16 protein-coding genes are annotated in these 18,961 nt (G+C 67.2%); 9 read left to right on the top strand and 7 right to left on the bottom strand.

Annotation, left to right across the window (positions count from 1 at the left end):
* Window positions 1-43: 43 nt before the first annotated feature.
* Window positions 44-1,264, bottom strand: coding sequence for a heme o synthase (locus tag ABIR74_RS12050; protein WP_348178437.1), 1,221 nt, complete (start codon window positions 1,262-1,264; stop codon window positions 44-46).
* Complete coding sequence (locus ABIR74_RS12045; protein ID WP_348178435.1) at window positions 1,254-2,879, bottom strand: cbb3-type cytochrome c oxidase subunit I; 1,626 nt, start codon at window positions 2,877-2,879, stop codon at window positions 1,254-1,256. The genes ABIR74_RS12050 and ABIR74_RS12045 overlap by 11 nt, the downstream gene beginning before the upstream one ends.
* A gap of 55 nt (window positions 2,880-2,934) precedes the next feature.
* On the opposite strand from ABIR74_RS12045, the gene ABIR74_RS12040 reads away from it, so the two are divergent.
* Window positions 2,935-3,234, top strand: coding sequence for a hypothetical protein (locus ABIR74_RS12040; RefSeq protein WP_348178431.1), 300 nt, complete (start codon window positions 2,935-2,937; stop codon window positions 3,232-3,234).
* 7 nt (window positions 3,235-3,241) lie between these two features.
* Here the strand turns inward: ABIR74_RS12040 and ABIR74_RS12035 are convergent, their stop codons facing one another.
* Window positions 3,242-4,402 (bottom strand): 4-alpha-glucanotransferase, encoded by a 1,161-nt coding sequence (locus ABIR74_RS12035; protein WP_348178429.1) that lies wholly within the window; start codon window positions 4,400-4,402, stop codon window positions 3,242-3,244.
* Between ABIR74_RS12035 and ABIR74_RS12030 the strand changes: the two genes are divergently transcribed.
* From ABIR74_RS12030 to glgX, 6 genes are read left to right on the top strand one after another with little or no spacing between them, the layout of a single operon-like run.
* Entirely contained in the window at window positions 4,401-6,257 is a 1,857-nt protein-coding gene (locus tag ABIR74_RS12030) for an alpha-1,4-glucan--maltose-1-phosphate maltosyltransferase (RefSeq protein ID WP_348178426.1), read from the top strand. The genes ABIR74_RS12035 and ABIR74_RS12030 overlap by 2 nt on opposite strands.
* Window positions 6,254-8,113 (top strand): 1,4-alpha-glucan branching protein GlgB, encoded by a 1,860-nt coding sequence (glgB, locus tag ABIR74_RS12025; RefSeq protein ID WP_348178424.1) that lies wholly within the window; start codon window positions 6,254-6,256, stop codon window positions 8,111-8,113. The genes ABIR74_RS12030 and glgB overlap by 4 nt, the downstream gene beginning before the upstream one ends.
* Before the next feature lie 10 nt (window positions 8,114-8,123).
* Window positions 8,124-9,098, top strand: coding sequence for an ATP-binding cassette domain-containing protein (locus ABIR74_RS12020; RefSeq protein WP_348178422.1), 975 nt, complete (start codon window positions 8,124-8,126; stop codon window positions 9,096-9,098).
* On the top strand, window positions 9,095-9,874 hold the full coding sequence (locus ABIR74_RS12015) for an ABC transporter permease (protein ID WP_348178420.1): 780 nt from the start codon (window positions 9,095-9,097) through the stop codon (window positions 9,872-9,874). The genes ABIR74_RS12020 and ABIR74_RS12015 overlap by 4 nt, the downstream gene beginning before the upstream one ends.
* The gene (locus tag ABIR74_RS12010; protein WP_348178418.1) at window positions 9,871-10,638 is read left to right on the top strand and encodes an ABC transporter permease; all 768 of its coding nucleotides are present in this window, start codon (window positions 9,871-9,873) and stop codon (window positions 10,636-10,638) included. Before ABIR74_RS12015 ends, ABIR74_RS12010 begins: the two co-directional genes overlap by 4 nt.
* A 9-nt stretch (window positions 10,639-10,647) precedes the next feature.
* Window positions 10,648-12,756: a glycogen debranching protein GlgX gene (glgX, locus tag ABIR74_RS12005; RefSeq protein ID WP_348178416.1), complete on the top strand. Its 2,109-nt coding sequence runs from the start codon at window positions 10,648-10,650 to the stop codon at window positions 12,754-12,756.
* A gap of 16 nt (window positions 12,757-12,772) precedes the next feature.
* Here the strand turns inward: glgX and ABIR74_RS12000 are convergent, their stop codons facing one another.
* On the bottom strand, window positions 12,773-15,460 hold the full coding sequence (locus ABIR74_RS12000; RefSeq protein WP_348178414.1) for a diguanylate cyclase: 2,688 nt from the start codon (window positions 15,458-15,460) through the stop codon (window positions 12,773-12,775).
* A gap of 104 nt (window positions 15,461-15,564) precedes the next feature.
* On the opposite strand from ABIR74_RS12000, the gene ABIR74_RS11995 reads away from it, so the two are divergent.
* Together ABIR74_RS11995 and ABIR74_RS11990 are read left to right on the top strand one after the other, a co-directional pair.
* Window positions 15,565-16,578, top strand: coding sequence for a L,D-transpeptidase family protein (locus tag ABIR74_RS11995; RefSeq protein ID WP_348178412.1), 1,014 nt, complete (start codon window positions 15,565-15,567; stop codon window positions 16,576-16,578).
* Window positions 16,575-17,456, top strand: a complete 882-nt coding sequence (locus ABIR74_RS11990) for a transporter substrate-binding domain-containing protein (RefSeq protein ID WP_348178410.1) — start codon at window positions 16,575-16,577, stop codon at window positions 17,454-17,456. The genes ABIR74_RS11995 and ABIR74_RS11990 overlap by 4 nt, the downstream gene beginning before the upstream one ends.
* 6 nt (window positions 17,457-17,462) lie before the next feature.
* On the opposite strand, the gene ABIR74_RS11985 is transcribed toward ABIR74_RS11990, so the two are convergent.
* Genes ABIR74_RS11985 through ABIR74_RS11975 form a run of 3 tightly spaced genes read right to left on the bottom strand, consistent with a single transcriptional unit; the run spans window position 17,463 to window position 18,795 of the window.
* Complete coding sequence (locus ABIR74_RS11985) at window positions 17,463-17,990, bottom strand: phosphoribosyltransferase (protein WP_348178408.1); 528 nt, start codon at window positions 17,988-17,990, stop codon at window positions 17,463-17,465.
* Entirely contained in the window at window positions 17,971-18,162 is a 192-nt protein-coding gene (locus ABIR74_RS11980; RefSeq protein ID WP_348178406.1) for a hypothetical protein, read from the bottom strand. The genes ABIR74_RS11985 and ABIR74_RS11980 overlap by 20 nt, the downstream gene beginning before the upstream one ends.
* Before the next feature lie 3 nt (window positions 18,163-18,165).
* Window positions 18,166-18,795 carry a hypothetical protein gene (locus ABIR74_RS11975; RefSeq protein WP_348178404.1) on the bottom strand — a complete coding sequence of 210 codons (630 nt, stop codon included), beginning with the start codon at window positions 18,793-18,795 and terminating at the stop codon, window positions 18,166-18,168.
* Between the last annotated feature and the right edge of the window lie 166 nt (window positions 18,796-18,961).

Raw genomic sequence — 18,961 nt, 5'->3', positions numbered from 1 at the left:
GCGTGACGTTACGAGTCGTCTCGGGGGCGTCGAACCGTGACGCTCAGACGAAGAGCGGATCGACCGCGGCCGCGACGAAGAGCAGTGCGAGGTACGCGAGCGAGTAGTGGAAGAGCACCACTGCCCTCCGCCGTGAGGTGTCACGCCGGAGCTGCCAGGCGAGCACGAGGAAGTAGGCGCCGAGGAGCAACGCGGCAACGGTGTAGACCGGCCCGAACCAGTAGCCCACGGCAACGGTGAAGGCGACCATCACGACGGAGTAGAGAAGGATCTGCCGTGTCGTCTCACGATCGCCCTTCGTGCCCGGCAACATCGGAACGTTTGCGGCGGCGTAGTGCTCCTTGATCATCAGTGCGAGCGCCCAGAAATGCGGGGGCGTCCAGAGGAACACGATCAGGAATAGCCAGAGCGCTGGAAGCGTGAGGTCGCCGGTTGCAGCCGCGAACCCGACGACCGGCGGCACAGCACCAGCGGCGCCACCGATGACGATGTTCTGATCGGTGGATCGCTTCAGGTAGCCGGTGTAGACGACGACGTAGAACAGGCCGCCGATGAGCGCAAGGACCGCCGTGAGGACGTTGACGGTGGTGGCGAGCAGTGCAAACGACAGTGCCATCAGCACGACGCCGAACTCGAGCGCGCGGGGCGCTGCAACGCGACCGGACGCGACGGGCCGGGCGGCCGTACGTTCGCCCATCAGCTTGTCGATGTCCGCGTCCATCACGTGATTGAGTGCGCTCGAGCCGCCGCAGGCAAGCGCGAGCCCGACCATCATCGCGACGAAGTCCCAGCCGTTCGGCCATCCTCCTGCTCCGACGAACATTCCCGCCGCGCCCGTGAGTAGCAGCAGCGACATGATTCGCGGCTTCGTCAGCGTGATGTAGTCGCGCCACGGGCCGAGCGCCAGGGGATCGCCCCGGAACGAGACCACGAGAGCGACGAGCGAGGCGGCGAGCGATGCCCCCGCAGACGCGACATGAATGACATTCGCCCAGGCGGCGCCGTCGCTCCACGCCACCAGCCCACCGCTCGCGATCGCGACCAGGAGGAAGGCGAGGGCCGAGATCGTGGCGGGAAGCAGGCGGGGATACGCGAGCCGCGCGACGACCACGGCCGCGACGAGAAGCGGCACCGCGACGAGCGCAGCTGCCCAGTGCCCGCGCCCGGAGTCGATCGTCGCGCTGATCACGACTGCGGCCGTTGCGATGGCGGCCGCCATGATCGCGCCGCGCAGGAACGGCCCCGCTGCGCTGTCAGATCGCATTGCGTGTCCGGATCGCTTCGCGAAGGTCCGAGAGTGGCCGGGCACTCCCGACCTTCGGAAGCGAATCGAAGTTGTGCGGCGGCGGTGGCGAGGTCGTGTACCACTCGAGCGTGTCCGCGAGCCACGGATCGTTTCCCGCGCGCCGCGCGCTCCTCGAGCGGAGCACGGCGAGGAGGAAGAAGCTCGCTCCGAGCGCGGTCACGAACGCACCGATCGTCGAGATCGTGTTGTAGGCCGACGTGCTGCCGTCTGCACTGAAGCTCGTCGCGCCGCGCGCCTGGCCCTCGTCGCCGAGGAGGAACTGGACGAAGAACGTGCAGTTGAATCCGATGAAGAGGAAGACCGCCGCCCAGCGTGTGAGCGTCGCGCCGAGAAGCCGACCAAAGATCTTCGGCCACCAGTACACGACCCCGCCGAGCATCGCGAGGAGCGCCGTTCCCCAGATCAGGTAGTGCGCGTGAGCGACCCCGAACGCGGTACCCCGGAGGTCGCGATCGTTGCCGAAAATGGCGAGGACGAGGGCCGACAGCAACCCGATCCCGAAGAGGCCGATTGCGCCGCACGCGAAGAGCAGCGGAGCCGTCCAGCGCAGCGACCCGCGTGCCTTCCAGAGCGTGCTCTTGAGGAGCCAGAGCGCGACGACGGACGGGATAGTGGCAACGATCGCGAGGAGCAGCAGCACGACGCTCGGCTTCGCACCGATGCCGGTCGAGTACGCGTGGTAGAGCACGAGCGCTATCGTCAGGCCGGCGATGCCGACGAGGGCCTGTCCGAGGAGCCGCGCATTCACGACCGCTCTGCCGGCGAACACGGAAACCACCTCGGCCAGGATTCCGAAGATGGGAACGAGGGCGGCATACGCGAACGACTGCCCGAAGAGCCAGATCAGCTTCGGCTCGACCGTGTCACCGTCGAGGAAGAAGTCGAAGGTCCCCGAGAACGAGCGCTCGAGGAGGATGAACAGCAGTCCCAGAGCCGCGATCGGCACGAGCACGAGGGAGAGCCACGACCAGACGTAGACGGCCCAGGCGAACATCGGCGTGTTCGACCACCCCATGCCCTCCATGCGTTGCGCGCGGATCGTCGCGATCAGATTGATGGCGGAGAGGAGGAGGGAGATCGCAAGCAGCAGTAACCCCATCAACCAGACGTCGACACCGTTACCCTGCTGGGCGAGCGCGAGCGGAGGGAGCCCCGTCCAGCCCGCCTGAGAGGCGCCGCCACCGGCAAACGCCGAGAGCGTGACCGCGCCGCCGCCGAACACGAACAGCCACAGAGCGACAGCGGCTGAGCCGGGCATCGCGATGCAGCGGGCCCCGATCATCAGCGGCACGAGGTACGTCGCGAGGCCGGTCACGACAGGGAGCAGCACGAAGAAGACGAGCAGCGTCCCGTGCATCGTGAGCACACCGCGGTACGTTCCGCTACCGAGGATCGAGGCGTCCGGCCGCGTCATCTGCAGGCGCATGAGGATCGTCAGGACTCCCGCAATAACGAAGAAGACGCCGGCCGAGCCCAGGTAGAGGGCGCCGATCCGCTTGTGGTCGACGGACACGAGCCAGCTCGCGACGCGGCCGCGATGCCAATCGGCTGCCGGCTGGGTGGTGCTGCTCATCGAAAGCTCCTCGTGATCTCGCGGTCAACGTGCACGGAGATGTCATTCTAGGGGCATGAGCGAGACGACTCGACAGCGAACCCGCGTTCAGCTCCCAGTTGATGTGACCCGACCCTTCGATGTGTTCGTCAACGGGGTACCCCAGCGGGAGGGGGCCGACTACATCGTCCGCGGCGGCTGGCTCGTCTTCGAGCGGCCGATGAAGGAGGAAGGGAAGCTCGGGCTGATGCGCTGGGCGTCGATCATGCTCGGAATCGCCGGCTCGTACCGGCAGAACGATTCCGTCGATGTCGCCTACGAGAGGGACGGCCGCAAGGTCGTGGCCGCAAAGATCCCCGTCCAGCCGTACGAATGACCCGGGCTCATGCCCGTCCCGAAGCTTCCGCGGAGGCTCGGAGGCGGGCTGCCGCGGCAGCATCGAGCTGACCGGACTCGAGGCGCCAGCACCAGTTTCCCCCAACCTCGCCCGGCCGGTTCATCCGCGCCGCGCTCCCGAGTTCGAGCACGTCCTGGGCCGGGATCATCGCGAGATCCGCGCGAGATGAGAGGGCCGTCTCCACGAACCTCCAGGGCGACCCGCCCGGGAAACGGCCCGCCAGGGTGTCGGTGTCGTGCGTCGACGTGTACACGACCTGCCTCGTGCGATGGTTCTCGAGTCGGTGAGGGTTGTCGGGAGGACCGTCGAACGCCCAGAGGATCACGGCCATCCCGGGAAAGTCGAGTCCGTCTCGAAGCTCGACGACGTCTGACGTGATCAGGCCGAGGTCCTCGGCGATCACCGGGAGCCGACCGAGGGCGGCTTCCGCTGCCCGGAAGACGCCGGCGCCGGGGCCGGGCTCCCAGTGTCCTTCCCGTGCGGACTCGGCCTCGGCCGGCACCGCCCAGTAGTCGGTGAAGCCCCGGAAGTGGTCGATCCGGAACACGTCCACGAGCGCGAGCGTGCGCCGCATTCGCTCGATCCACCAGCGATAACCGTCTCGCGCGAGGGCCTCCCAGTCGAAGAGAGGGTTGCCCCACTTCTGCCCGCGGTCGTTGAGCGGATCGGGCGGAGCTCCGGCGACGAACGTAGCGGGGAGGAAGATGGCCGGGTGCGCGAGGTGATCGCAACTTCCGCCGGCGACGTAGATCGGGACATCGCCGATCAGCCGGACCGAACGATCGGAGGCATACCTTCGCAGTGCCGACCACTCCCGTTCGAACCGCACCTGGTCAGCAAGAGCGTCACGACCTGCGAAGTCCATCCAGTCGCTGATCCAGAAGCCGTTGGCTCGCTCGAACCGCCGGAGGGCGGTGCGACCGACTGGTTCGTCGGGGTCGGCAAGGAGTCCCGACCAGGCCGCGAAGGCCGAGGCCGATGAGTAGGGAGAGCCGTGTGCATCGGGTGGACCGAGCGGCAGAACCTGCCAGAATCGTGCGCCGGCGGCCTCCAGCCAGTCGACGAAGGCGTACGCCTCGGGGCCAAGGCGACCGCCCGGAAGGGAGGTCGGATGGAGGTTGACACCGACAGTTCGCGTGAGCCACATGCCCAGACTGTCTACCTTGTCCTGGATGGCCGCGCCACGCATACAGATCCAGGACCTCCGACCGTGCGTCGACGGAGGCCGGTATCCCACCAAAGTGAGTCTCGGAGACACCGTCTCTGCCTCGGCCACGGTCTTTCGCGACGGCCACGGCAAGGTAGGCGGCGTCCTGCGGTTCCGACGGTCCGGAACGCGGCGGTGGCAGGAGGTCGCGCTGCAGCCGCGAGGAAATGATCGCTTCGAAGCCGCATTCGTTCCCGACGCTCTCGGGCCGTGGGATCTGCGGTTCCAGGCGTGGGCCGACCCGTACGCGACCTGGCTCGACGAAGTCGATCGTAAGCGGGCAGGCGGCCAATCGGACCTCGGCGGCGAGTTGTCCGAAGGTGAAGCGCTCTTCGGAGAGGGGACGGTGGAGGAGTGGCGCGACGCTGCGGTGGAGCTCGCCGCTCGCAAACGTCACGGGTCGGCGAAGAGCCCCGTCGTCGGCGTCGACGTCGAGCGCGAATTCGCACGCTTCGGGGCCTGGTACGAGCTCTTCCCCCGCTCGTGGGGCGGGTTCCAGGGCGTCGCAAACGTCCTCCCCGATCTCGCGGCACTCGGCTTCGACGTCATCTATCTGCCTCCGGTTCACCCGATCGGGGTCGCGCATCGCAAGGGCCGCAACAACGCGGAGGCGGCGCGTAAGGGAGATCCCGGTAGTCCCTGGGCGATCGGAGCGGCGGCGGGCGGTCATGATGCTCTCGACCCCGATCTCGGCACCGACGCCGACTTCGACGCGATGGTTGCCGCTGCGAGCGACGCCGGGATCGAGATCGCGCTCGACTTCGCGATCCAGTGCTCGCCCGACCACCCCTGGCTCGTCGAGCATCCGGAGTGGTTCGAGCGGCGCCCGGACGGCACGCTCAAGTACGCCGAGAACCCGCCCAAGCGCTACCAGGACATCTACAACGTCAACTGGGACACTTCCGATCGCGAGGGGCTCTGGAACGCGCTGCTCGACATCGTGCTCGGCTGGTGCGGTCGGGGGATCAGAGTGTTCAGGGTCGACAACCCCCACACGAAGCCGTTCCCGTTCTGGGAGTGGCTGATTGCGAAGGTGCGCTCCGTCTACCCGGACACCGTCTTCCTCGCCGAGGCGTTCACGCGGCCGGCTCCGATGACGACGCTCGCCAAGGTCGGCTTCAGCCAGTCGTACACGTACTTCACGTGGAAGACCACGAAGGCCGAGCTCGTGGAGTTCGTCGAGCAGGCCCGCTCGTGGTCGACGTTCTACCGCCCGAACCTGTGGCCCAACACTCCGGACATCCTCCACGAGTACCTCCAGAAGGGAGGTCGGCCCGCGTTCGAGGCGAGGCTCGTCCTCGCCGCCACGATCGCGCCGAGCTACGGGATCTACTCGGGGTACGAGGCGTGCGAGAACACGGCGGTGCGTGAAGGGAGCGAGGAGTATCTCGACTCCGAGAAGTACGAGGTGAAGAAGCGGACACTCGCAGGCCCTCTGCTGCCGCTGATCAGGCGGATGAACCAGATCCGACGTGCCCATCCGGCTCTGCAGCGGTTCGAGAACCTGGTCTGGCTCGAAACGGAGAGCGACGACCTGATCGCCTACGCGAAGCAATGGGGCGACGACACGATCGTCACGGTCGTCAATCTCGATGTCGGGGAGCGACGCGAGGGTCTCTGCATCGTCCCCGACGCGCTCGGCCTGCCGCCCACCTTCGCAGCGGCGGATCTGCTGACGGACGAGGTGTATGCCTGGCGCAGCGGCCGGAACTTCGTCGGCCTCGAGCCGGGGGGATCGCACGTGATCTGGGTCGGCTCCGGCGCGGTCGCCACGAGAAAGCGGTCGAAGCCGTGAGCGGCCTTGGCGACCTCGACCTCTACCTCGCGGGCGAGGGGCGGCACGAGCGACTGTACGAGGGCCTGGGTGCTCACTGGCTCGACGAGGGAGGAGTGCGGTTCGCTGTCTGGGCGCCGAATGCCCGCGGCGTCTCCGCCGTCGGCGATTGGAACTACTGGAGCGAGGGAGCCGATCCGCTCCGCCCCCTCGGCTCGTCGGGAATCTGGGAGGGCGTCGCTGAAAACGCAGCCGAGGGCCAGCGATACAAGTTTTCTGTCGCGGGGGCCGACGGCGTAACCCGCCTCAAGGCGGACCCGTTCGCCGCGTACGCAGAGGTGCCCCCGGAGAACGCGTCCGTCGTCTACCGCAGCCGGTATGCCTGGTCGGACGACGACTGGCTCGCGCGACGCCGTGCCACCGATCCACTCGTGCAGCCGTTCTCGGTCTACGAGGTGCACGCCGGGTCGTGGCAGCAGGGGCTCTCCTGGCGGGATCTCGCGACCGAACTCGTCCCGTACGTCGTCGGACTCGGATTCACCCACGTCGAGCTGATGCCCGTGATGCAGCATCCATACGCGCCGTCGTGGGGCTACCAGGTGAGCGGATACTTCGCGCCTCAGTCGACCTTCGGAACGCCCGACGACTTCCGCGCTCTCGTCGACGCCTTTCACGCGGCAGGGATCGGCGTGTTGCTCGACTGGGTGCCGGCTCACTTTCCGCGTGACGAGTGGGCGCTTGCCCGCTTCGACGGCACGGCCCTGTACGAGCACGAGGATCCACAACGCGGGTCGCATCCCGACTGGGGCACCCTCATCTTCAACCTCGGGCGCAACGAGGTCCGGAACTTCCTGCTCGCGAACGCGCTCTACTGGGTGAAGGAGTTTCACGCGGACGGCCTTCGGGTCGACGCCGTCGCTTCGATGCTGTACCTGGACTACTCCCGCAAGCCCGGCGAGTGGGTGCCGAACGAGCACGGTGGCCGGGAGAACCTCGAGGCGGTTTCGTTCCTGCGTGAGCTCAACGAGGTGCTCCACGCCCGCGAGCCCGGCGTCGCCGTGATCGCCGAGGAGTCGACCGACTGGCCGGGTGTCTCGCGGCCGACGTCGTCGGGCGGGCTCGGGTTCACGTTCAAATGGAACCTGGGTTGGATGAACGACACGCTGTCGTACGTCCAGCACGACTCGATCCACCGGCGCTTTCACCATGACGAGCTGACGTTCTCGCTGGTCTACGCCTGGGATGAGAACTTCGTTCTCCCCCTGTCTCACGACGAGGTCGTCCACGGCAAGCGATCGTTGCTCTCGAAGCTGCCGGGCGACCGCTGGCAGCAGCTCGCGACGCTTCGCGCGCTCTACGGGCTCATGTGGTCGCATCCCGGCAAGCAGTCGGTCTTCATGGGCGCCGAGCTCGGTGAATGGGAGGAGTGGTCGGAGGGCCGCTCGCTCGACTGGAGCCTGCTGGACGACCCCGATCACGCCGGTGTCCAGGCCCTCGTGCGCGATCTGAACGCGATCTACCGCTCCTATCCGGCGCTCTGGGAGATCGACTTCCGGCCCGAGGGGTTCGCCTGGCTCGCAGGCGATGCCCGCGACGAGAACGTGATCGCGTTCGCGCGTTTTTCCTCCGACGGCCCTCCGCTCGTCTCCGTCGTGAATCTCTCGCCCGTCGTGCGGGAGGGCTGGCAGTTGCCTCTCCCGCGGGGCGGCCGCTGGGTCGAGGTGCTGAATACGGACTCGCGGTTCTACGCCGGCTCCGACGTCGGGAACGGACTCGGTATCGACGCAGCGGCGATTCCGCTCCACGGCCAGCCGTTCTCGGCCTCGGTGACGCTGCCACCCCTCGCGACCGTGTGGCTGGTCGAGGCTGTGACGTAGTCTGGGCTGCATGCAACGTGACAACAGCATCGTCGTAGAGAAGCTCGTACGCGAGTTCAAGAAGGGGCCTCGCGCGGTCGACGGGATCGATCTCTACGTGGCCCCGGGTGAGATCTACGGCTTCCTCGGGCCGAATGGAGCGGGGAAGTCGACAACGGTTCTGATGCTGACGACATTGCTCCCGCCGACAGCCGGGAGCGCACGTGTCGGTGGGTACGACGTTCGCACCGAGGGACCGAAGGTGCGCTCCGTGATCGGCGCCGCGCTGCAGGAGGCGGCGCTCGACCCGCTGTTGACCGGCCGCGATCACCTCAAGCTGCAGACGATGCTCCAGGGGATCCCGAAGGCCGATCGCAAGCCGCGCCAGGAGGAGCTCCTCGACCGCGTCGGGCTGACGGACGCCGCCGACCGTAAGGTCGGTGGTTATTCGGGCGGCATGAAGCGCCGCCTCGACCTTGCGCTCGCCCTCGTCCATCGGCCGGCCATTCTCTTTCTCGACGAGCCGACCACGGGCCTCGATCCACAGAGCCGCACCGCTCTCTGGGAGGAGGTCGCCCGGCTTGCGCGCGAGGACAACGTCACTGTCTTCCTGACCACGCAGTACCTGGAGGAGGCCGACGTGCTCGCCGACCGCGTCGGGATCATCGACAGCGGCAAGATCGTGGCGGAGGGCACGCCAATGGCCCTGAAGCAGGAGATCGGCAGGCCGTCGATCCACACCACTCCGTGCCGGGAGGAGGACAGGCCGCGGATCGCCGCGCTGATGAGTGGCTTCGGTGAGCCACTGGGGAGCGAACGCGACCTCGTCGTGCGTCTCCGCGAGGGGATCGGGCTCGTCGACGTGATCAGGGCGATGGATGCCGAAGGTGTCGTCGTCGACGACATCGAGCTCCGCGCTCCGACGCTCGACGACGTCTTCCTCGCGAAGACCGGCAGGACCCTCGAGGGAGCTGCGACCGGGGAGGACGGGGCGTCGGCTCGATGAGCTCTCCGCTGCTGACGCAGGTCGGTGCACTCGCGCAGCGTTCGATCATGCGCACGGCGCGACAGCCGGCAAGTGCGATCCCGCCGCTGATCTTCCCGGTGGCGCTGCTGCTCATGAACTCGGGAGGCCTCAAGGCCTCGACAGAGCTACCGGGCTTCCCGACCGACTCGTTCTTCGCCTTCGCGCTTGCCGTCCCGTTCATTCAGGGAGCGCTTTTCTCGACGATGAACGCCGGAACCGATCTCGCGCGCGACATCCAGACGGGCTTCTTCTCACGGCTCTCGCTGACGCCCGTTCGCGGCTCAGCGCTCCTCGCCGGCCAGATCACCGGCATCGTCGTGCTTGGCATCGTGCAGGCAGTGTTCTACATTTCCGTCGGGCTACTCCTCGGGGTTCGCTTCGCCTCCGGGCCGGCGGGGATCGCGCTCCTTCTCGTATACGCGGCCCTCGTCGCCGTCGGCTTCGGGGCGCTCGGCTCGTTTCTCGCGCTCCGTACCGGGTCGGGCGAGTCGATCCAGGGGCTCTTCCCGGTGCTCTTCGTCTTCCTGTTCATCTCCTCGATGAACACGCCACGCGACCTGATCGCCGTCCCGTGGTTCCACTTCCTCGCGTCGATTAATCCCGTCTCCTACCTGATCGAGTGCGTCCGGAGCCTGATCATCACGGGCTGGGATGCGCGAGCGCTTGCGCTCGGATTCTCGATCGCATTCGTGCTCGCGATCGTCGCACTGATCGCTGCGAGCTGGGCGTTGAGTCGAAGGATGGAGCGCACATGAGGCTCTGGGGGGTCGTCTCGGGCGTGGCCTGGCGGACGTTGAAGATCGTGATCACGACCCCTTCGCTCCTCGTGCCCTCGCTGATGTTCCCACTGTTCTTCTTCGTTGCCTTCGCCGGTGGCCTCTCGCAGGTTCAGAACGTGCCGGGCTTCGACTACCCGAACGGGTACACGGCCTTTCAGTTCGTCTTCGTCCTTCTACAGTCCGCGGCCTTCGGCGGGGTCTTCACCGGCTTCGGTGTGGCCCGCGACTTCGAGGGCGGCTTCGCCCGCCGGTTGATGCTCGCGTCTCCTAACAGAACCGGCATCGTCCTCGGGTACGGCATCGCCGCGATGTTGCGCTGGTGCATCACGGCGACGCTGCTGACGGCGATCGCGTTCGCGTCCGGGATGACGGTCGGTGGTGGGCCCGTCGACTTGATCGGTCTCTACACGCTCGCCCTGGTCATCAACATGTGCGGATTTTTCTGGTCGGCTGGAATCGCGATGCGGCTGCGGACGATCCAGGCAGGACCGCTGATGCAGATGCCCGTGTTCCTGCTTCTCTTTCTCGCCCCGGTCTACGTGCCACTCGCGCTCCTCGGTGGCGCGATGCACGCTGTGGCGAAGTTCAACCCGATCACCTATGTGCTCGGAACCGGTCGGGGGCTCCTTGCCGGGGACCCCACCCAGGTCGCACTGAGCTTCTCCCTGGCGCTCGCCCTTGCTCTCGTTTTCTCGGTCTGGGCGCTCCGGGGGCTGCGCTCGGCGGAGGCCGCGGGGTAGGGTCAGTCGATGCGCGCATGGCCTGGACAGCCGTTTCCTCTCGGCGCGACGTGGTCCGGGAACGGCACGAACTTCTCACTCAGCTCGGAGAACGCCGACCGCGTCGAGCTCTGCCTCTTCGACGACAATGACGTCGAGACGCGCTGCGTGCTCGGGCGCCACACCGCGCACACCTGGCATGGCTATCTCCCCGGGGTCGGCCCGGGTCAGCGCTACGGTTACCGCGTTCACGGGCCGTGGGCGCCCGAGCGCGGGCACCGGTTCAACCCACACAAGCTTCTGATCGACCCGTACGCAAAGGCGATCGACGGGCCCGTCCTCTGGGATCGAGGACGCACGCTCGCCTACGCCGACGGCGATGACCTCCTGATCGACACGAGCGACGACGCGGCGGCGATCCCGAAGTCGGTCGTGATCGACGAGTCGTTCGACTGGGAGGACGATCGGCTCGTCTGTCGCCCGTGGAACGAGACGGTGATCTACGAGCTTCATGTCAAGGGGTTCACACAGCTGATGCCCGGCGTCCGTGAGGATCTTCGCGGCACGTATGCGGGGCTTGCCTCTGACGTAGCGATCGCGCATCTCGTCGACCTCGGCGTCACCGCGGTCGAGTTGCTGCCGATCCACCACATTGCGGACGAGCACTTCCTCCAGGATCGCGGCCTGACGAACTACTGGGGCTACTCGACGATCGGCTTTCTCGCCCCGCACAGCGGGTACGCGGCAACGGGGACGCGCGGGCAACAGGTGCGCGAGTTCAAGGGGCTCGTCAAGGCGATGCACCGCGCTGGAATCGAGGTGATCCTCGACGTCGTCTACAACCACACCGCCGAGGGCAACCATCTCGGCCCGACGTTGTCGTTCCGGGGCATCGACAACTTCTCCTACTACAGGACGATGCCCGACGATCCGCGCATCTACAAGGACTTCACGGGTACCGGCAACTCCCTCAACCCCATGAACCCGTCGGTTCTGCGGCTGATCATGGACTCCCTGCGGTACTTCGTCACCGAATGCCACGTCGACGGATTCCGCTTCGACCTCGCCTCGGCGCTCGCGCGCGAGTTCCACGACGTCGACCGGCTCTCGGCCTTCTTCGACATCATCCACCAAGACCCCATCCTCTCGCAGGTCAAGCTCATAGCCGAGCCGTGGGACGTCGGCGAGGGTGGCTATCAGGTCGGCAACTTCCCCGTGCTCTGGACGGAGTGGAACGGGATGTACCGCGACGCGATGCGCGACTTCTGGCGCGGCCGCACGGCGGTCGCGTCGTTCGCACGGCGGTTCACCGGCTCGAGCGACCTCTATCAGTCCGACGGCCGCAAACCCTTTGCCTCGATCAACTACATCACCTGTCACGACGGGTTCACGCTGCGCGACCTGGTCACCTACGAGGAGAAGCGCAACGAGGCGAACCTCGAGGGTAATCGGGATGGGACGGACGACAACCGATCGTGGAACTGTGGCGTCGAAGGGGAGACCGACGACCTCGAAGTGACCGAGCTTCGCGATCGGCAGCGGCGCAACTTCCTTGCCACTCTGCTCCTCTCGCACGGCGTCCCGATGCTGCTCGCGGGCGACGAGATCGGTCGCACGCAGCAGGGCAACAACAACGCCTACTGTCAGGACAACGAGATCAGCTGGATCAGCTGGGTGGAGGACAGCTCCGCCCGCACTCACCTCGCATTCGCGAAGCGGCTGGTTGCGCTCCGCCATCAGCACCCCGTGTTTCGGAGGCCGTCGTTCCTCACCGGGTTCGAGCACGAAGACTCGGGTGCCCCGGATGTTTGGTGGTTCAGGCCCGATGGGCGGGCGATGACGCGCTCCGACTGGGATCGCGGAGACGCCTCGGCGCTTGGGGCGTTTCTCAACGGAGCCGAGATCATGGACGAGACCCGTGAGGGAGATCCGATCGTCGGCGACTCGTTCCTCATCCTCTTCAACGGGTGGCGCGACCGGTTGACGTTCACGCTACCGCCCGTCCGTTTCGGGCGCCGCTGGGAGTACGGGCTGTCGACGGCCGAACCGGACGTTGCTGCCGGAGCGTGGGTGCTACGGGCACGCGGTCAGGTAGAGGTCGAGGGACGCTCGATCGTGCTCTTGCGCCGGACTGGCTGACGCAGCACGCGTTCCGCTAGGGAGCCTCGAGAACCCGAATGCAGATGTCGACGACGGCCGGGTCGAACTGGGAGCCGGCCTCCTCGAGGAGACGCAGGTGCGCCTCCTGTGCTGGGAGCGCGTCTCGGTAGGGACGCGTCGTCGTCATGGCGTGGAAGGCATCGCAGACGATGATGATCCGCGCCTCGAGCGGGATTTCCTCCCCTGCTAGCCCGTCGGGGTACCCGTGTCCGTCGTAGCGCTCGTGGCAGGCGCGGACGATCGGACGCACGTGCTCGAGCTGCTTGATCGGCGCGAGGATCTGCTCGCCGAGGGCCGGGTGCGTCTCGATGATCTCGCGCTCCGCGCCGGTCAGGGGCCCGGGCTTGGAGAGGATCGCCGAGGGAATCCCGATCTTGCCGATGTCGTGGAACAGTGCACCCAGCTCGACGCGCTTGAGCGTCGCCGCGTCGAGGCCGAGTTCCTCGGCCACTCTGACTGACATGTCGCGGATCCACTTGGCATGTGTGGACGTGTACTCATCCTTCGCTTCGAGCGCGTTCGCGAGCGCCTCGACCGTCGCGAGGAACGTTCGCTCCAGGGTTTCGAACGAGAGCGCATTCGTCAGTGCGAGCTGCGCCTGCCCGGCGATCGCGCTCAGGAGCTCGAGCTGTCGATCATCGACGCTGTCCGCGCCGTCGAGCGCGAATGTGATCGCACCAGGGCCGCCGTCGAGGTCGATCGGGACAATCGCAAAGGCGTCCGCGAGGGCTCCCGGGAAATGCTGGTCGACCAGATTCTGGTAGTCGGCGAGGGTGAGTACGAAGGGATCCGGGCCGCGAGCGAACGTCTTTGCCACGCTCGCCGGTAGGCGGTCGCCAACCCGGGCAAGACCGGTGACGCCCGGTGCCGCCCAGGCTCCCCGGCAGACGACGTCGCTTCCGGCCTTCTCGCTCTCGGGCAGCCAGACGGAGGTTCGCTGGACACCGAGAACTCGCGCGCCACCACGTGCGATCCGCTCTACGACCTCGTCCAGCTGCATCCCGGAGGACAACTCGCGCGAGAGCTCGAGCAACGCCTTGGCGCCCTTTGCTTCGCGCCGCTCCGCCTCGTAGAGCCTCGCGTTGACGAACGCTGCTGATGCGTGCCCGGCGAGAACCTCGAGCAGGCGCTGGTCGTCAGCATCGAACTGATCGAGCCCGAGCTTGGAGATGACGAGAACCCCGACCACATCCGCGCCGTAGCGCAGAGGAACGGCCAGGAGCGATTCCTCGATGTTGGCCGTGCCCTCGATGTGCTGACCGATGGCGCAGTGGGCTGCGTCGCCCGTGAGAAACGCCTCGCCCGTGGCGGCGACGTGTCCGGTCACCCCAATGCCGACCTTCGTCGCGAGTACGTCGAGAGCGGCCCCGCTGCCCTGCGTCAGGTCACCGCGGAACGCGACCGGGCGCAGGTCGTCTCCGTCGCGGAGGAAGATGCGGCAGTTGTGGTAGTCGATCAGCTGTCGAAGCTCGTCGCATACCGTCGCGCCGATCTCGTCGCTCTCGAGCAGCCGCGTGAGCCTGCTCGAGACGCCGTGCAGCATCTTCAGATGTGCGAGAGAGCGGACGTCGGCAGGGCGAGGAGCCAGCGTATGGGGTCGCTCGCTCTCGTCCTCGTGGAAGACGACGATCCGGTTCTTTCCTCGCGCCTTCGCGGTCATCATGGCGAGCTCCGCGCACGCGACGAGCTCCCGTGGGTTCGCTGCGTGCTTCGGCCCAACGGCGATCCCGACCGAGACGGTCATCGGGCCGACGTGGTCGAAGCTTGCGACGGTGAGCCGCTCGGCCAGACGATTGGCGAGTGCTTCTGCCACGGTGAGATCGCCCCCCGGGACGATGATTGCGAACTCCTCACCGCCGGTCCGGAAGACTTCGTCACCCTGGCGGACGGCTGCGCGTAACTCGACTGCGAGCTCGGCAAGCACGCTGTCGCCCTCGGCATGGCCATAGATGTCGTTGACCCGCTTGAAGTCGTCGAGGTCGAGCATGAGCAGCGCGACGGTCCCGCGCTCGGCCGAGGTTCGAACGAACTCATTGCGTAAGCGCTCGTGGAATGTTCGGTGATTCCAGAGGCCCGTCAGCGGGTCTGTCTGGGCCTGGAGCTCGAGCGTCGCTCGCACCTGGGCGTTGTCGAGTGCAAGAGCGGCCGCGTCCCCGAAGCGGACGGCGAGCTGGAACTCCTCGTCGGTGAACTCCGTGAGGCCGACGCGGTAGATGTTGAGCGCCCCCTTGATTCCGCCACGTGCGATCAGCGGCACCGCCATGAGCGATTCCGGATCGGATGGTGTGCCCTCGACGAAGCGGACGCGCGGGTCGAGATCGGCACGGTTCGAGAGGACGGGCTCCCGGTGCTCGACGGCCCATCCGGTGATGCCAACACCGAAGGCAAACGGGTCGTCGGCGATCACCTCCTCGGCGTAGTCACCGCGTGCGAAGACGCCTCTCAGTTCGCGCGCCGACTCGTCGGCCTCGTAGAACGCCAGGTCGTCGTAGGGGATCAGCTCGCCGAGCGTGTCCGCGATGCGCTCGAGGAGCGCGTCGAGCGATTGTTCGGAGAGGACGTCGTGGAAGACGTCCGCGAGTCGACGGTACGAGTCGACGAGGGCAAGTGTCGAGGCCGGACCGCGGTCACCGGCGCGCAGTTGCGCGGGCGACGGCCCACGGGTGTTAGGAGGCGGAGTCACAACGACTACCGATTCATCGGCGTCTGTTCGATCGGGCTTGAGGGTCGGCAGGGCAATGCCGATGTGGGCAGGAGATGCCGACCGTCATGTCGAATCACTTTTCCGTGAAATGCGGGGCCTTTCTCGCGATAGCGGCCTGCGCCCTGGCGCTGCCCCCCGCTGCTGGAGCAGGCGTTCAGATCTGGTTCTCCGCGGCGGGCAATCCCGTTCCCGTTGTCCGAGACGGGACAACGATTCGGGCCGCGGTGGAGCAGCTCCTTGCAGGTCCGACTCCTGCGGAGCGTGGGCAGGGAATCCGCTCGGCTGTCCCACTCCGCACCCCGCTTCTCTCGGTCACCGTCGAGCGGCGAATCGTCACGGTCGACCTCGGAGCGCGGTTCGCGGCTGGTAGAGACGAGGCGGCGCTCGGGGGTCGCGTCGGGCAGCTCGTTCGCACCGTGCGGGCAATCCCGAGCGTTCGTGGCGTGAGGATTCTCATCGAGGGTGGCGTACCCGTTGGGCTCTTCCCGGGGTATGACCTACGTCGGCCGGTCGCCGCGCCCGCGGAGCGGTCGACACCTGCACCGCAGACCCGCGATCTGCAGCAGCGGCTCGTCGACCTCGGCTTTCTCGCACCGTCGGGCGTGACCGGGATCGCCGACGTCCAGACGTCAACCGCCGTGCTGGGCTTCCAGAAGTGGGCCAATCTGTCGCGTGACGGCGCGCTCGGGTCAACGACTGTCGCGACGCTCGTGCGCGCGACGCGCCCGTCGCCCGCGCTGCGAGTCCCGGGCCGGCGGATCGAGGTGCAGCTCCGCCGTCAGGTGGGGCTGCTGATCCAGGGCAACAAGGTCGTCCGAACCGTTCACATCTCATCGGGTACGGGTGGCCTGACGCCCCGTGGGTCGTTCTCGATCTATCGCAAGGAGCGGTACTCGTGGTCGGTTCCATTCAAGGTCTGGCTCCCGTGGGCGAGCTACTTCACCGGCGGGATCGCATTTCACGAGTTTGCGCCCGTACCGACGTACCCCGCATCGCATGGGTGTGTGAGAGTGAGCCGCTACGACGCCCCCATGCTGTTCGGGTTCGCCGAGTCGGGCACGCGAGTCGACGTTTTCGACGAGGCCGCTCTTTCATGACGCCCCGTACCGCGATTGGTGCATTCGCGAGCGCCTTCGGAGTGGTGGTGGGAGTGGTCGGCTTCGCCGCAGTCGCGGCGGCGGTACTCGTAGCGCTCGGTCTTCCGGCGCAAGGTCGTGCGGATGATGGACTGCCGCCCTCGTCGAGTCCGGAGCCGAGGCCGAGCACGCTCGTTGTCGCGCTCGACCTCCGCGACCCCGTGCGACAGGCCGGAGTCGTGAAGGGCGGCGACGTTATTCTCGCGCGCGGTCTCGAGATCGACATCGCGCGGGAGATTGCTCGGCGGGTGGGGATCCCCAGGGTTCGGTTTGTCTATGTCCGATCGGCCACACGATTGCTTGCGGCGACGGCTCCGCCATGGCACTTCGGGATCGCCTCGATTCGGGCGACTCGGGGATCCGCAGTCGCGGCTGAGCTCAGCGATCCGTATCTCGTTACCGATCAAGCCGTTGTGCTCAGACGAGGGCTGCCTCGTCTCACGACGCTTGGCCAGCTTCGCGTGCTGCGGTCGTGCGCCCTCCGGGGATCGGACGGCGCCCGCGCGCTCGCAGACGTCGTGGTACCCGCTCTCAGCCCGGCGTTGCCGTCTCGTCCGGATCGTCTCTTCCAGCTCGTCCAGACCGGGGCCTGCGACGCCGCGCTCGTCGACGCGGACGATGTCGGCCGGTTCGTTGCCGGGCGCGGGGCGTTGCTCGGTCCGGTGGCCGCACGTGTCGCATACGGCAGCGGCTTTTCCGTCGCGATCACGAGAGGTGGGCCGATCGGGGCGGCCGAGGTGGGGCGGGCGCTGTCGAGGATGCGGGCCGACGGCACCATGCACCGCCTCGCGCGGACGTGGCTGCAGATCGATCCTGCCCGCCTGCGCGTCCTGCGCTGAGCGCGGCTACTCGGCGACGCCACCCGTCACGGGTGGCAGAGCACTCCAGGGGAACGTGATCCAGCGGTCGGTGCGTCGCCAGACGTACTCGCACGCGACGGTCGAACGCGATTTCTCGTAGAGGACCGCGACGCGCGCTTCTGCCACGCGTCCCGCACAGAAGTCCCGCACGAGCTCGAGGGTCGCCCCCGTATCGGCGACGTCGTCGGCGATGAGGACACGGGCCGAGCCGAGGTCGATCAGGTCGGGTACGGGAGGCAGCAGCATCGGTAGCTCCAGACGCTCGTCGACGCCTGTGTAGAACTCGACGCTGATCGTCGCCGTGTTCTTGACTCCAAGGGCATACGCGAGCGCCCCGGCGATGAGCAGCCCTCCGCGTGAGATGCCCAGCACGAGATCGGGGATCCAGTCGTCGGCGAGGAGCGTCTGTGCAAGCTCGCGACTCCCGTTTCCGAGGTCGTCCCACGTCATCGTCTCGCGCTCCACCGGAAGACCGTATCGGGTCAGGCGCCTGTCAGTGCCAGGGTCCGTCATCGGGCCGTCGACGAATCCAGCCGAGCCAGAGCAGGACTGCGAGCACAGCCAGAGGTAGGACGATCGCTGCGGCAATCCAGCCGATCGGGCCTGCAGCACCTGCCAGCAGGAGGAGGACAGGAAGCCCGATGAAGAGCCCGACGGCGACGAGGATCGCTGTTCCGAGCGACATCGCTCAGCGTGCCGCCGACACCGTGATCTCGTTCACGGCGGCAGCGCCTCCCTCGGGCATCGAGGTGATCCAGAGCATCAGGTAGCGACTGCTGCGGGGCTCGAGGGCGAATGTCGTCCGTGCCCGCAGTGACCGCTCCGTCGAGACCGAGACGAACGGGCCGTCGGGTGATGAGCCGACCCTGACCTCTGCTGTGTAGCCGGGAGTTTCCGTCGCGACGACGATCCGCGTCGCCCTGACCGGGCGCCCTGCATCGACGAGGAGGCCCACACCGGTCTTGGCGAACGACCGTCGATAGCGCTCGCTCTTCCAGGCTGTCGAGAGAACACCGTCGGTGGCGAGTGGTGCGGTGCCGTCGTTCTCGGATTGGTCGCCGTCCGGGTCGTAGGCGCGGACTCCCCTGGCCGAGACGCGAACGCTCGCCGGTGCGGCGGGAGCCGGTTCAGCGACTGTGCGCGCTGGTGTCGTTTCAACCGGCACCGTCTGGCGCAAAGCATCGTCCGAGCGGACGCTCGATAGCACGACCGCGGCTGTGCCGGCGAGAAGTGCCAACAGACCGGCTGCCCCGAGAGCCCGGGTGATTGCGGCTCCGTTCGTCCGTGCGCGTGTCGAGGCGAGGCCCACTCGCTTCATCGTTGCACTTCCCGTCCGTCCCCGCGACCTCGATGTCGGTGTCGGCTGCGACGGCGCTTACCACGGAGTCGAACGGCCCCTTGGCGCGGCCGCCGGGGGCGTGCTCACCGCCATCGACACGGTACTCAGGCTGCGTCCCGTTCCTTGTCGAGACGATGGGTCTTGA

This window comes from Gaiella sp., from assembly GCF_039915195.1.
Taxonomy (GTDB): domain Bacteria; phylum Actinomycetota; class Thermoleophilia; order Gaiellales; family Gaiellaceae; genus Gaiella.
This window is presented reverse-complemented; position numbering and strand designations above follow the sequence as displayed.